Source organism: Paenibacillus sp. H1-7, assembly GCF_022354825.1.
Classification (GTDB): Bacteria; Bacillota; Bacilli; order Paenibacillales; family NBRC-103111; genus Paenibacillus_S.
In genome coordinates this window covers 4,003,503-4,018,568 of record NZ_CP031168.1, presented here as the reverse complement: position 1 = coordinate 4,018,568, position 15,066 = coordinate 4,003,503, and the positions used below count along the sequence as shown (strand labels likewise).

At 49.8% G+C, this 15,066-nt stretch carries 11 protein-coding genes; all 11 read right to left on the bottom strand.

The window, feature by feature from the left end:
* Positions 1–52: 52 nt before the first annotated feature.
* The 11 genes from DVH26_RS17775 to DVH26_RS17725 all read right to left on the bottom strand — a co-directional run bounded on the left by DVH26_RS17775 (position 53) and on the right by DVH26_RS17725 (position 15,012).
* Complete coding sequence (locus tag DVH26_RS17775; protein WP_239635099.1) at positions 53–2,044, bottom strand: DUF8034 domain-containing protein; 1,992 nt, start codon at positions 2,042–2,044, stop codon at positions 53–55.
* Complete coding sequence (locus DVH26_RS17770) at positions 2,041–3,927, bottom strand: heparinase II/III domain-containing protein (RefSeq protein WP_239635098.1); 1,887 nt, start codon at positions 3,925–3,927, stop codon at positions 2,041–2,043. Before DVH26_RS17770 ends, DVH26_RS17775 begins: the two co-directional genes overlap by 4 nt.
* 69 nt (positions 3,928–3,996) lie before the next feature.
* Positions 3,997–5,505, bottom strand: a complete 1,509-nt coding sequence (locus DVH26_RS17765) for an ABC transporter substrate-binding protein (protein WP_239635097.1) — start codon at positions 5,503–5,505, stop codon at positions 3,997–3,999.
* A 48-nt stretch (positions 5,506–5,553) separates the two neighbouring features.
* Positions 5,554–6,453, bottom strand: a complete 900-nt coding sequence (locus DVH26_RS17760) for a carbohydrate ABC transporter permease (protein WP_239635096.1) — start codon at positions 6,451–6,453, stop codon at positions 5,554–5,556.
* A 15-nt stretch (positions 6,454–6,468) separates the two neighbouring features.
* Complete coding sequence (locus DVH26_RS17755; protein WP_345774064.1) at positions 6,469–7,470, bottom strand: ABC transporter permease; 1,002 nt, start codon at positions 7,468–7,470, stop codon at positions 6,469–6,471.
* Between the two features lie 284 nt (positions 7,471–7,754).
* Positions 7,755–10,091, bottom strand: coding sequence for a helix-turn-helix domain-containing protein (locus DVH26_RS17750; RefSeq protein WP_239635095.1), 2,337 nt, complete (start codon positions 10,089–10,091; stop codon positions 7,755–7,757).
* Positions 10,092–10,334: 243 nt separating this feature from the next.
* Complete coding sequence (locus tag DVH26_RS17745) at positions 10,335–11,636, bottom strand: MFS transporter (protein WP_239635094.1); 1,302 nt, start codon at positions 11,634–11,636, stop codon at positions 10,335–10,337.
* A 114-nt stretch (positions 11,637–11,750) separates the two neighbouring features.
* Positions 11,751–12,902 carry a cysteine desulfurase family protein gene (locus DVH26_RS17740; RefSeq protein WP_239635093.1) on the bottom strand — a complete coding sequence of 384 codons (1,152 nt, stop codon included), beginning with the start codon at positions 12,900–12,902 and terminating at the stop codon, positions 11,751–11,753.
* Complete coding sequence (locus DVH26_RS17735; RefSeq protein ID WP_239635092.1) at positions 12,872–13,537, bottom strand: metalloregulator ArsR/SmtB family transcription factor; 666 nt, start codon at positions 13,535–13,537, stop codon at positions 12,872–12,874. The genes DVH26_RS17740 and DVH26_RS17735 overlap by 31 nt, the downstream gene beginning before the upstream one ends.
* A gap of 106 nt (positions 13,538–13,643) precedes the next feature.
* Complete coding sequence (locus DVH26_RS17730) at positions 13,644–14,315, bottom strand: SGNH/GDSL hydrolase family protein (protein ID WP_239635091.1); 672 nt, start codon at positions 14,313–14,315, stop codon at positions 13,644–13,646.
* Between the two features lie 241 nt (positions 14,316–14,556).
* Positions 14,557–15,012 carry a GNAT family N-acetyltransferase gene (locus tag DVH26_RS17725; RefSeq protein WP_239635090.1) on the bottom strand — a complete coding sequence of 152 codons (456 nt, stop codon included), beginning with the start codon at positions 15,010–15,012 and terminating at the stop codon, positions 14,557–14,559.
* Positions 15,013–15,066: the final 54 nt, after the last annotated feature.

Genomic DNA, 15,066 nt, shown 5'->3' with positions numbered 1-15,066 from the left:
ACCTCCCTATCGCCTCTGACATTCATTGTTTCATGTCGTTCCGCCTCCGGATTTATCTTGTTCTGCCGTGAAGTACCTGTGCATAATCTGACTCCGACGACCATGGAGTGGCATAGGTTGGCGCATTAACGTAGCGCGACATTACCAGCTTTAACCGGATGCCGCTGCCGGGTGCAAGCTTGATTTCAACCCATTTGCTCCCAATCGGCACCGTTCCCGTTTCTTTCCCCTGCTCGTCATAGCACACCGCATGCTCCAAGCGGTGCTCCCCGAAGCAGCCGGCCTGCACGATAACCCTTCGTTCTGCCGCGAGACCGACATTCACTAGCGTCACCGTAGCGCTGTCCGCCGACAGCTCTTCTACAAGCGCACCAACCTGCTCAGGCAGGCCGGGCCTGCGTCCGTCTGCATCAAAATACCTCAGGCGAGCATGCTGCAAACCTCCATGTGAAATGTGCATCGGGGCGCCTAGTGTCAGCTGCACCAGACTCTCGAAGTAAAGCGGGCAATACTCCTGCCAGAAATGGATGCTCGACAAGTCGTCCGTGTTGTACACACCATAATGCCAGTTACGCGGATTTCCGGCTTCCGACCGCATTTTTTCCAACTGCTGCCGGATCAGGCGGTACCCTGCTTGTGTAATTTGCTCGGGATAATCCGGTGCCAGTCCCTGCATATAGCGGAACCATGGATACGTATTGCCGATAAAATGCTTCGTCTCTTTCCGTGTCACCGGATTTCGTCCGGAGACGGAAGGAACGTCGATTTCGCGGAAGTGAGGGGCAGCCTCAATCCGATTCGCCCGCAGCAGGTCTTCCTCCGACATCGACATCGTCCACAGATGGATGGCGTATTTCGGATCCGGCTGCCGATAATCCGTCCATCCTGCGTCGAAATGACGGTGCGGAACGACCCATACGCCGTTTTCCTGCTTCCCGAGCGACCAATTCAAATCGAGCTGACGGCGTGCTTCCTCGAGGTGGGCCATGTCTCCAGAGAGGAGCACAGCGTTCATCGCCGCATTCGTCAGCGGCTCAATCACCGTCATAAAGCCGTGCGGCCAACGCCAGCCGTAATAGCCGCCCCACCATTTGCCGTCCATACATTCCCCAATTTCCCCTGATAGTCCGATATTATCGGGCATAATGCCGCCATTACGCCTCGCTCGATCTTCCCATGCAGCGTAATAGGTTAACACCCAGTCGCGGAAGCGCTCCTCACCCGAGATCAGATAGGCGTGCGCAACAAGAGAGGTCGCATTAAGATTGAGCGGCACGTCGCCACGCGCCATCCGTTCATTCATCAGCCGGATGACCTCGCGATAGACGTCATCGTCGGACCACCTGCATTTTCCGCTGGCGAAATCAACGCCGGGAATATCCTCGAACGGCGCCAAATAGTCGTCCAGCACCCCCCGGTGCGTACACCAGTCCTCTTCCGTCATCGTAAATCTCGGCCCCTGACTTCCAGTGATGGGGGATCGGATCAGCTTCTTTTCTTTATCGTAATTCAACGCCTCCGGGTCGTCACCGGTATACATCCCGGCAAACCGGATGGAACGCTGCACCTGTTTGGGCAAATGCGGATCGGTCAGTCCAAGGAAATATAAATATAAATAGCCCTCGCCATGATGCATCCAATCGTAGTACCGGTCGAATTCATTATGAATTTGTCCGTACTGCGTCCACTGCCAAGTGATGGCGTCCCACATTTTCAGCGCCAGAGCATGAACTTCCTCACTGCCGCCAAGCGCATAAAGCAGGGCCAAATTCATGAACGCCTCATACGGATCGTCCGAACCGTCCATACCCGGCCAGTTATCCCGCCAAATCAGTGTCCCGTCCGGATGCGTATACCGCTGAACGAATTCGACCGCAGCATCGTTCAACGTATCCAGCAGAAGTCGCTGCATCAGCGCCCATTTAGGCGGATTCCAGCCGCTAGTAGCCTCAATCTTCGGCAGCAGCCTGGTACTAGCCGATCCTGCACCATCCCCAGCGTCTACAGCCACCTTGGAGAACGCCCCATCCTTATCTGTCATCATATCCGTTCACCTCTCCCCTTCACTTCAAACTGAACCTCACACACCGTTCGGGCAGACGGCTTGATTACAGCCAATACAAGCCGGTATGCCATACGCTCCTCACCTGCAATGGACCGGTAGTGCTCCTCTGTAAACCGGCAGCGGAACCGTTCCGCATCGTATATCATCCTAACGGGGCCGATCGCTACCCATCCCGGCTCCATCAGCCGTGGAGGTATACTGCACATGAAGACGGATTCAAAGGCTTCTGCTCCGCTTGTAAAGACGCATTCATCTCGCAAGGTAAGCCGATAATCCGTCTCGGACGGCGCTTGCGGCCTCTCCCATACGAATTCACGATGCAGCCGATCAAGCACTGTACTGGCAGGATACGCCCTGGTCAGATCGATCTTGTATACGACTCTTCCATCCGTTTGCTCGTATCCGAGCGGAGAAGCGCGATACTGTTCTCCAGCCAACTGACCCGTACCTGCTATGACAGGTACGGAATGACCGTGCGAGCTGGCTGTTAACTGAGCATAGCGATAGGCCGGTTGAAAATATTGCCTAGTATACTCGCCTGCCCCTAGGTCACACAGAACGCTCTGGCCGTACACATGGATGATAAAATGTCCAAGGTCGTTATGATTATGCGGCTCATCGTTACTCCCGCCCTTGGCTGCAAAGGCGACAAGGCCACCGGTATCCTCCGACTTGCTGATAACCCAGCCATGGCCGGGAAAATAATAGTCTTCGAATGGTAGTACTCCATAGTCTCGGTTGATTTCCGAAGCTTCCGGCTCCATCCACAGCAGCATGCGGCTGGCCATCGTCCAGGAGCGGAATGCGCTCCCGTATACGGGTGCTTGATCCGGCAGTGCTGCCTCCGGAAACCGTCTGTGAAGCCGGTGGTACAGCCCCGGCTGATAATCCATTTCCGCAGGAGCATCGGAGAAATTGATCACCTGGCTGCCGGTCAGCATGCAGCTGCGCGGGAAGCAGGCGATACGGCGCAGCTTTTCTCCAGCCAACAAATCGATCTGACCGGCAGTGCGTTCAGCCATCATCTCCGCAAAATAAACGTAGTAACCGAAACCAAACTGCCAGTAAGCGGCTCCTTCCGGCGTTGCCCCTTGTGCATCGAAGCCCTGCAAGTGCTGCCGCAAAGCATGGATCGCCCGCCATAGCATTCCGGCAAGCCTCTCCGGGTCGCGGACGAGCCACATTGCCGCACAGCCGATGCAAGCTGCACAGACAGCCGGCCAATTGTTCGTCTTCAGCTCCCAATTTTGCGGCGCCGGATCGGCGAAATACACGCTCAGCAGTCGCCGCTCCACTTCCTCACGTACCCGATGGACAATCCATGGCTCCAGCTTCGGCTCCAATAAACCGACGATCTCGGCAAGCGCAAGCCCCGTCTCCCCGGCGAATAAGTCCACCGTCTCTCGCGGAGGTGCAGGCTGATCCCAAATGCCGTTCGGATACTCATTATGATACAGCCCGACATGAGCCGGAATGACCCATGTATATTCGTCACAAATGGCCCAGATGATATCCTGGAGCGGAGCGATCCAGCGTTCTGCATCCTCGTCTGCAAGCGCCAGCATGGCTAACACGCAGAGCCGGCGTCGACGGTCGAAATATTTATCATCATACCGGGTTCGGTCGCCGGTTCGATGAAATAGTGTAAACTCCGAATACGGCAGCAGCTCCACAGGAACGGCTGTAAACGACTCCCCCGCCTTGCGAATATCATCCCATACGGCCTCACAACGAGGGTCCCGATTACTGCGAAGGCAATATTCCTTGTTTGCAGCCTCCGGGAACAACGGTTTCTCCTGACCAGCGGGATGTTCCAGCGCATTTTTAAGCTGACGCAACGACAATTGATCGATACCTGTCATGTTCCTCCTCCTGAACAAAGCGGATGCACACAGCGGGCGGCATTTCGCCGCCCGCTATGGCGGTCCGTGTTATTTTTTCGTTTTCTTCCACTCGTCCAATTGCCTTTGCGCCTCAGCAATCACTTTCTCCATGCCGGCTTTTTTCAGCTTATCCTGAAATTCACCGAGCTTCCCTGGATCAACGATACCGGTATTAAGACCCGGCCCGAACTCGTCTACAACCGCATTAATGTTTGCGACCTCGGCAGCTACCGGATCCGCCTTAAACTTAAAGCCCATAATAGGCGACGGCTTGGCGGATTCGTTTTCCTTCTTCGTCTTATCGAAAATATCAAGCGCTTTACCTTCGATGGGAATGCCGTTAAACACATTGCCGAACACCCAATCGGCCGCTACGTAGCCCGCGTCCTTATTGATTTTGATCGTGCCGTCGGCATTTTTCGTATAATGCTTGCCTTCGACGCCGAACGATAACAAGTTGTACAGTTCTTTATCCGTATTGACCAAATTAAGGAACATCATCGCACGCTCCGGATTTTTCGAAGTACGGCTAATCGCCTGCAGCGTTGTAATGATCGTGTTCGTTCCCGTATAGACATCGGTTATCGGAGCGTATACATGATCCAGTCCTCCCGACGATACCTTGGACTCCTGCTCCCCGCCCGGCTTCAGCACGTTATGATAGCTGACCGCCGTTTTACCGACCTTAGTGTAATCGTTGCCATTCTTCAGCGTTGCTGCATCCTGGTTAATGTAGCCTTTGGTATTCCAGGCACGCACGAGATCCAGATATTTCTTGTATTCTGGGATGTCGTACATGTTCAGAATTTTATCCGGGTTGTTCAAATTAATGACGGCAATGCCATTGATCACGCTTTCCAGATTATACATCCGCAGCATGTTGCCGAACTTCCCTTTCCGGTCCATCATAAACGGAATAACATCCTTCTCATTATCCTTCAGTTTAGCGAGCAGCGGCTCGATATCCTCTATCTTCTTCAGCTGCGACGGATCGATATTGTATTTGTCGAGATACCGTTTTTGCAGCACGAAGCCCTCTTTGTTCGTCACGGTCTGATAATTGGGAAGGCCATAGATTTTGCCATCAATTTTCGTCGCTTCCCATACAAAGTCAGGCATGCTCTTCTTAACCGTCGGCGCATATTTGTCGATCAGTTCATCAAGCGCAATGAAGGCACCCTTACTCTGATTTTGCACATAATCGAAGTTCCAGTTGGATGTCCATAAAATATCGAACTCTTCCCCGGACGCGACGCTCGTGTTCATTTTCTGATTGTAGTCGCCGGACGACACGGCATTCAGCTTAACGGTTGCATTAATTTGGGCTTTCGTAATTTTGTTAACCGCTTCCTCCACCGTCTTCAGATCGGCCGGAACCCCGGCGGTCGCAGGGTAATACCAGGACAACTGGACCGGCTTCAGTCCGCCGTCTCCATCCGCCCCCGCTTCTTTCGTTCCTGCACCCCCGGAGCCACTGCTGCACCCGGCTAACAATAAGGATGCGCTGAGACCGGCAAGTAACGTACGAGACCATGTGGTTGACGCAAATCGATTCATAGTAAAGACCCTCCCTTTAAGGATTTAAGTTAAGGCGGCTGCACCGTCTTAGCTCTTAACCGAGCCAACGGTCAGTCCGGCCACGAAAAACCGCTGAAAAAACGGGAATACGAACATCATCGGTCCTGCAGCAAGCACGGCCATCGCCATTCGGGCCGATAGACTAGGAAACTGTGACAGGTCAATTTGTACATTAACCGTATTGATGTTGTTCGTCATAAATTCGATCGTGCTCATAATCCGGTACAGCAGTAGCTGCAGAGGAACCAGATCCTGATCGTTGATGAACAGCAGTCCGAGCCACCAGTCATTCCAATAAGCGAATGCTATGAACAGGCCTACGGTCGCTAATGCAGGAGTAGATAAGGGAAGCACGATGCGAAAGAAAATGCGCCATTCGCTCGCCCCGTCCACTTTGGCCGATTCAAAGATTTCCCCCGGCAGCTTTTCCAGAAAACCCTTCATAATCAGGACATAAAACGGACTGACCAAATACGGCACGATCAGCGCCCAGATCGTATCCTTCAGATGCAAATATTGCGTGACCAATATATAAAATGGCACCAGACCTCCGCTGAACAGCATCGTGAACAGCACGTACATCGTCGTGATCCGCCGATACCGGTAATCTCTTCTCGATATCGAGTAAGCGACCATGGAGGTTATAAGCAGGCTGGCGATCAACCCGACTACCGTGACAAAGATGGTCACACCATACGCCTTCAGCAGCTGTCCGGGGCTTTGTAAGATGAGTTCGTACGCCATTAGGCTGAACTTCTCGGGGAGCAGGCGATACCCGTTCAGTACGAGCGATTTCTCCTCCGATAGCGAAATGGATATGACAAGCACCATCGGAATGACCATCCCGATCGTCAATACGCAAAAGAACAAGTTGATCAGATGCTGAGCAAGCGTTGGTTTGCTATTGGATGCAGCTGAAGCACTCATAGATTGGTTCACCTCCTACCATAGCGAGTTTTCCGAGTTGATTTTTTTTACTACATAATTCGCGGCAAGCACGAGCACAAGTCCGACAACCGATTGATACAGGCCGATAGCGGAAGACATGCCGATGTCACCGACGACACGAAGCGAGCGGTACACGTAGGTGTCAATGACATCCGTCGTCGCGTAAAGAAAGCTTGTGTCATTCGGCACGAAGAAGAACAAGCCGAAATCCGCGCGGAACATTTGCCCGACAGCGACGATAAATAAAATGATGATGAGCGGAGTAAGCAGCGGAATCGTAATGCGGCGGATCATTTGCAGTCGGGTCGCGCCATCGATCCGGGCCGCCTCGTAATAGCTCGAGTCGATGCCGATTATACCTGCATAATAAATGAGCGCAGAGAAGCCTACCGACTTCCATAAATGAACAAGAATAAGAATAAACGGCCAGTACTTTGCTTCTTGGTACCATTTTACCGGTGCCGCACCGAACTGCTGCAGCAGCTGGTTGAGATAACCGCTGCCGTTATCAAGGAATCCGAGTGTGACGTAGCTGACGACAACCCAAGATAAGAAGTAAGGCAGAAACAACGCGGTTTGATGCAGCTTCAACCATTTTTTGCTCAATTCATTCATTAGAATGGCCAGCGTTACTGCAATGACTGTTGTCAGCACAATAAAGCTGATATTGTACAAAATCGTATTGCGTGTAATACGGAAGGCGTTATCCGAAGCGAAAAAAAACGAGAAATTTTTCAGTCCGACCCACTCGCTGCCCCACAGCCCTTTGGCATAATTGAACTTTTTAAATGCGATGATCAGGCCTACCAGCGGCAAGTAAGAAAAAATAAACTTAAATAGGAGCGCAGGAACGGTCAGAATGAACAATTCGCGGTTTTTCTGAAATTGCTTCCATTCCATCCGTAATTTGAAGACAATTCCTTTCGTTGCTGTATCGCCCTTTTTTGTATGACTCTGTTCCGATGTTCCGATGTTGACGCTATTATTTTGATGCATCTTGATATCACCTCGCTTGACATAAGAGTAGGGCTGTTTACGGGTTGATTGTATTATCCCGAACTTCCCCTCCATGGGGTACTGTAACTGTTGAATATTCCTGTTTTTTACAACTGTTTAAATGATACATTCCTGTTATTTTCGCAGATTCCGTATATGAAATCCTGTCAGGACGCCAAAAACCAGAGCTTACAGAAAAATAAAAAGCCTCTTCGTCAACCCTTCTCATCTAGAGAAAAGGGTTCATGAAAAGGCCTGTATCGCTCTTGCGGACGCCGGCAGCATCATTGCAATGGATTTGCTTTTTTCAATCGGTATTCACCAGGCGTAGCGCCCGTCTTTTTCTTGAAATGCTTAAAGAAGTTACTTTCGTTCGTAAAACCAACGTTCTTCATGATCGCCACGATGCTGTCATTACCGGCACTCAGCATATCCTGCGCCTTCGTCAGCCGTACTTCGTTGATGTAATCTGCCACAGACTGCCCTTCGCTGTTACGGTAAAACCGGCCAAGGTAAGCTGCAGACATTCGCAGCGCCGATGCAATATACTGCAAGCTCAGGTTTTCATCTGCGTAATTGTTCTCCACGATCTCCTTCACAGCTTCTATCAGATACTCGTTCTTGCCCTTTGCGGCCGACTGGATCTGTTCGGTAACTTCATGCAGGAGATCGTTCATAAGACGGCGCACGTCCGCCAGCGTCTCCTGCTCCAGCATGCGATGGTTGTAAGCACGCAAATCTACAGCCACGTTCTTCAGCTTGTTGGAGCTAATTTCCCTCACCGTGTGCTGCAAAATAATAAGTAAGTGCAAAATGGCATAGTCAACATTATCCGGGCTCAACTCCGCCATATATTCGAAAATCGCATCCATACGGGTATGTACGACTGTCGACTCTCCCGATCGGATCGCTTCAACCAGCTTCTTTTCCATCTCATAAGGGATTTCATAGGCGTCGACGCCCTGACGGAAGGCAATATGAGAAGGCGTAATTACGGACATTCTGCCGAACACCATCCGGTAAAGACTGTAAGCCAACGCCTGTTCGTAGCTCTCAGCTGTGTTCCTGATATCGTTGAACGGCTCGCTGAACGCCGCAGTTAGCGACAAGTTGTAGTAGCTATCAACTGTGCTCATCACCAAGTTGGTCAACCGGGATAGCTCCGCGTAAGCCGCTTCGGCATCCCCGGGAGGAACCATGAGCAATACAGCGGCATGGTCGCTCTTCATATCTACCGGAACGTTCGGAAAATGCCCGCCATATAGCTCCCCTGCAATATTGGTGACGGCGAAGCGGCACAGCTTCTGTTCTCGTTCGCTGCGCGTCCGCCTAAAGGTCTCATAATCGTCGAGTTTTAACACTGCTACAATGAATTGTCTTCCCTCCGCTGCAGAAGCTGCAGTTGGCAAACACTCTGCGAATTCCTCCTCAGAAACGGCGGCGCTGTCGGTAATGAGGCGGCGCAGCCGATAGCTTTGCCAGATTTCATGATTCCCGGAATGATCAGCCTGCAGCTGATTCATCTTTTCCACAATCCGGTCATACACGGACGACATCATACTCAGCTCATCCTTCGGCGACAGCCCCATCTGCTCCTCATGCAATCCTTGAATTTTGCTCATCAGCCTTCCGAACGGACGATACAGCCGTACTGTCGCAAGAGACGACACCACGAAAGCAAGTATAATAAATATTCCGAGAATAATGACCATCATCGTAAACAGCTTGTTGACCTTGCCAAAAACCTTGTCATGCGGCTGAACGCTTACGACTTTCCAGTTGTTGAATTTGGAAGTCATATAGGTGACGATTTGCTTCTCGCTTCCTTCACCGATCATTAAATATCCCGATGGAGAGGATGCCGACCGGATGGCATTATAAATGCTGTCATCCCAAATTTGTCCGTTCTCGCCAGGACTGTACACCTTACCGGCTGAATCCATAATGAACAGATCGCCAAGCGAATTTTCACCTAGCTCGTTCAGCGTTCGAATATTATCGAATAGCCACTTCGCTTTAATTGACATCATCAGCACGCTGCTGCCTGGAACATAAGCATCCAAATTTTTGTACATAAAATAAGCAAACAGCTCCTGCTTGCCCGCTTCGGAGAAGCTCGGACCGATCGGCAGCAGCGTCAGCTTGGTCAGCGTTGCGGGCTGGACGATGTACGGCTTCAACAGATTGCTTGCGCTGTCAAGTTCTTTACAGGAAACCATAGCACTCAGTGCGGTCGAGTAGTAGCAGCCGTTAAACCCGTTATAGATCCAAATCGACTGGATAAAAGGATTGGAGCTGACGAAGAGATCCAGCTTATTCAGCTTATTGTACAGCTCGAACACCTCAATATCTTGATTGTTCATCAGTACCGTCATATCGCGATCGTTGAAAGCCGTCATCATCAGACTGCGAACCGTTTCATTTAAGTTATCGATGTTGTAGCTGATCTGGTTTAGTACCTTACGGCTCGCATCCTGCTGCATCTCCAGCGCCATGCTTCGGGAGAACACATACAGTACGGATGACAAAATCAACAGAAACATGATCAATACCAAAGTAATCGTTCGCAGGATACGGATAAAATAAGTGCGGGAGCGAAACGTACCGCTCATTCGGAACATGCGCCTTTCCTCCTCCCCTTAACAGGAAACGCTTTCAAAAATAGTATACAGGAGTGAGCTTCTGCCGTAAACAGCTATGAATCCGTCTCTTTTATCTTACACATAATGACTATCAAAATGTACAAAGGGATCAGCCCCAGTTGACTGATCCCTTGAATATAAGCTTGTTCGAGATGCTGATCCCTTTATCAAGACTAGAAAAAAGGATCCTTCTTTACTACAACATGTAACGGATGCTATCGCTCACTGTCTCTCTCTTTTGCTCCTGCGCGACCAAATGATGACCGGAATCAGAAGCAAGGAAAGGAAGCCGCCAAGCAGAGAAAGCGTGGAATAACTTGAGCTGGCAACAACCATACCGGACAACGCACCGCCGGAGGCTCCCGACAAAGCTATTAAAACATCCACTGTCCCTTGTGTTTTAGCCCTAACACTTGGCGGTGTTGAGTCAACTATCGTAGCCGTGCCGCTAATCAAGCCGAAATTCCAGCCAAGTCCTAGAAGCGCAAGCGCAACTACTAGCAGAACCATCGAATCCCCTGGTGCAATGGCAGCCACTAAGCCCGCCAGAAGCAAGGTTACGCCGGAAGCGTAAGCCATCACCGTTCGCCCATATTTATCAGCCAGAATACCGGTGATGAGGGAAGGAAGATACATCGCTGCAACATGAATCCCGATGACAATGCCGACATCCCCCAGTCCATGTCCATGATGCCTCATATGAACCGGGGTCATGGTCATTATGGCAACCATGACAATTTGGGTCAGTACCATCACCGTTGCACCTACGATCAAGCCTGATTTATAGCTTGTTGCATGTTCCCCGTTCTTTGCCTCGCTGCGCTTCTCGTTTACGAATTGCGATTCCGCAACGGCCCTTGCCACAATTAAAGGATCGGGTCTAAGCATGAACAGAAGCACCAACCCGGCTATAATATACGCCACAGCCGCTAGAATAAACGGACCAGCCAGAGCAGGAACGCCCACCGAGATCGCTACCTTTCCCATGGCAGTAACAAGATTAGGACCGGCAACCGCACCAAAAGTTGTGAATACCATGGCTGTACTGATGGCTTTTGCACGCTGTGTAGGCAGTGCTAGATCGGTGCCGGCATAACGCGCCTGCAAATTCGTCGCGGTACCTGCCCCATAAACCAATAAGGACAAGAACAGCAGTGGCAAATGATTCAATACAGCAGCCAAGACAACACCGATGGCCCCTAGTCCGCCTGCCAAAAACCCCGTTGCCAATCCAAACCGTCGTCCATAACGCTGGGAGAGACGGCCGACCAGAAGTGCTGCGCCAGCAGAGCCTAACGTGAATAAGGCGGCAGGAACCCCGGCATAGCTGTCCGTTCCCAGCATGTCTTGCGCAAGTAATGCCCCAACGGTGATCCCTGCGGCCAGCCCTGCACCGCCAAAAATTTGTGATAGGATAACGATGACCATCGTTCTTTTGTACAGCTGCCTCTGTTTCTCGAATGATTCAACATAGGCTTGAATCCCGCCAGGATAACTTTGATTCTTTGCTATGGATTCATCCATCAATCGCACCCCCTCTTATTCTATTAATTAATTGAATAGTTTGATAGAAGTAAAAAAACTCTCCTCGCGTCTGACACGTGGTCCGCATGGAGATGGGTATCGAAGACTCAATTACTAGGTTGAAGGAAGACGCTCTGCGAACAATGCAACGACCGTCTCGATTTCTTCCCTCGTTGTGTATCGGCCTAAGCTAAATCGGATGGCTCCTAAGCCTTCATATTCGCTGATCCCCATCGCACGCAGCACGGGGGAAAGCGATGTGCTCCCCGAATGACAAGCGGATCCGGTCGAAGCAGCAATTTCCGGAAATTGATTCAAAATTTGTTGACCATTCATCCCCAAAAAACTAACGTTTAGCGTATTGGGCAAATTCAGCGTGGGGTCGCCATTGAACTGAACACGATGGCCAAAGACAGCTTGCAGCCCGTCCTTTAATGCATCCCTAAGTACTCGTACAGCAGGATCATTGACTTTTTCGGCTGCCAGCTCCGCCGCTTTCCCTAACGCTACGAGATATGGCACATTTTCGGTTCCCGCCCGTCTGCCCGATTCGTGTCCAGCTCCATGTACAAACGGCGAAATCTCCGTGCCGTTACGAACATATAGCGCTCCTACACCCTTAGGTGCATAAAGCTTATGGCCAGCGATAGACAACAAGTCTACGCCAAGCTCATCGACATGGACGGGAATTTTGCCAAAGGACTGTGCTGCATCCGTATGTACAAGAATACCGTATCGCTTAGCGATCCTGGCAATTTCCCCGATCGGCTGGATCGTTCCTACCTCGCTATTGGCGTGCATGACGGAAATCAGGATCGTATCGTTACGGATCGCTCGCTCCACAGCTTCAGGCGATACCCGCCCCAATCCGTCAACCGGGACATAGGTAACCTCAGCGCCTAGCGTTTCCAGGAAGCTGCAAGGGTTTAAAATCGCCGGATGCTCAATCGTCGTCGTAATAATATGAGACCCGCGATGTCGTGACGCAAAATAAACTCCTTTTAAAGCATGGTTGTTGGCTTCGGTCCCTCCGCTTGTAAAGATAACCTCCCTAGTGGCAGCTCCAATAGCTGAAGCGATCCGGCTTCTGGCCATTTCAATCGTCTCTTGGAGTGACGCTGCAGCCCAATGCGAAGAGGATGGATTGCCGTAATGCTGCTGCAGAAACGGCAGCATTTCTTGAAACACTTCAGGAGCCACCGGCGTACTGGCGTTATTATCCAAATAAATCGGCTTTAATGATTCTGTGTTTGATATTCCTGCCATTCATTAACCCCTTCTTCCAAGTGGAATGCTGTAAAACCTTCCCGGCGCATTTCCTCCACCGCCTGTGCCGCATACACACAATAAGGTCCGCGGCAATAAGCTGCGATCTGAATACTTTTGGGCAGCTCTCGGAGATAATGATGAAGCTCCTCCAATGGGACGGAAATTGCTCCCGGAATGTGTTTCGCCTCAAATTCTTCAGCCGGGCGAACATCCAGCAAAATAATGCTGCCATCCTCCATTTTGGTTAACACTTCATGAAGAGAAAGTGTCTCCAAATCCTCATACTGGTTCATAAAACTCGATTTAATGCGGGGTATGTCCGCAAGCTGAGATTCACAAAGTCTCCACATGGAAGTCAAAAATCCATTGATATCTGCGTCAGCAAGAGTGTAAATAACAAAATTGCCCTTTTTGCTAAATTTGACCAAATTGGCATCAAGCAAGATCTGAAGATGTCTGGAAACGTTAGCCACCGTCATCTCCGTAGCCTGAGCCAGCTTCTCCACCGATTTTGGCCCTTGTGATAGCAGGTGCATAAGCTCTAACCGTTTATCACTGGACAAGCATTTCCCGATTCGAGCAAATTGCCGATACAAATCATCTTTAAATTCTCGTACTGGGGAATCGTTCATGCCTCTCTTCCTTTCCAATCTATTCAATGCAATAGTTGAATTATATGCAAGAAGGCATTTTATCGTCAAGCTATTTTATCAACTATTCAATTAATTAATTGATTTCTTACAAGGAATTAAGAAAGCTTAACACCTTATTCGCTATAATCTTGTGACCATTCGCATTAGGATGCAGACCATCGGGCATCGCATAACGGTTAAAATTACTATCCCATGCATAGAAATTGCTTTCATTATACAAATCAAGTACTGGGATCGAGTAACGATGCGAAGTTCGCTTAATAGCATCCGCTACCTGTTCCAGCGTAACGCCCGTCGATTTTACGCCCCAATTATTGTCTCGCGGCAGAGGTGTAAACACAGCAATAGTTTTTGTCGGGTACTTCGTGACCAGCTGGCGCAAGGTGTAATCAACAGCACCATAAAACGATTCGGTTGGATCGGTGTCCCCCAGATTCCCCAGCGTCATTGGTGTACCGCCATTTTCGTTCCAATCATTCGTTCCAGCGAATATCGTGATTAAATCGGCATCGTTTTCCAATGAGTCAATAACCTGATAAATTCTGCTGCGTACATTGCAATAATATCCCGTTCCGCTAATCGCATGATTATACACTGTCAACCCCGGAATGGAATCCTGGATGTACTCATGATAAAATTTTTCGGTTAGCCCGGTCACTACCGATATGCTGTCACCAAGCACCACCCAGTTTTTATTGCTCCACTTGGATGCAGGAGCTGTATTAATAAACGCTCGTTTGAGTGTTTGCCTTCTCATGCGGATCGTCCCCCTATATATAAATGATTCATTCGATGAATTTAATCCTATCTCCCTATCCTAAACTATCAGTTGAAAATTCGAGAGAGTACAGTTTTAAATATACTTGCCGCACATGACGAAGGTTTGCGTCGTAATCTCTTTCCCAGTCCATTGAACACCCCCTCTGGTAATAATAAATGGTCTAGGAAAATTTTACTAATGCTATTATTTCATAACTGCTTATACAGCGATTAAAAAATTACTTGATAGTGTCATGCTCATATAGTTTGGTCGGTCGCCCCCACTCGAACATGTCCAATCCGATTTCCCTGAATCCGTATTTCTCATAGTAACGAATATGGTCTGTCGCCAAATAAACCTTGTCATAGTTCAATTGCCCGGCTATTTTTCTTGCATGCGCCAGCAAAAATGCGCCTAGCGCCTGCCCTCGCTCATTCTCGTCGATGAACAAGGGTGCTATCCAGGGCGATATATCTTTTCGGGTTACAAATTCCTGCTCAATTAATTGATAAAATCCTATTATTTTCTCGTTTTTTAATAGCAAAAATGTAAATGGAAACACACCTGCAGAGGTTACACTTTCTTCAATGGTTGGGAGCACGACCTTTTTCACTTGCGGCCACTTTTCAATTACAAATTCAGTAAGCTCCCTTTTGCGCTGAGGACACTCAGTAATCGATTTAATAACAAACATATCGTCGCCCCAATCTGTAACATTATCAATGCCCTCGTAGAAGGCAGTTCCAGA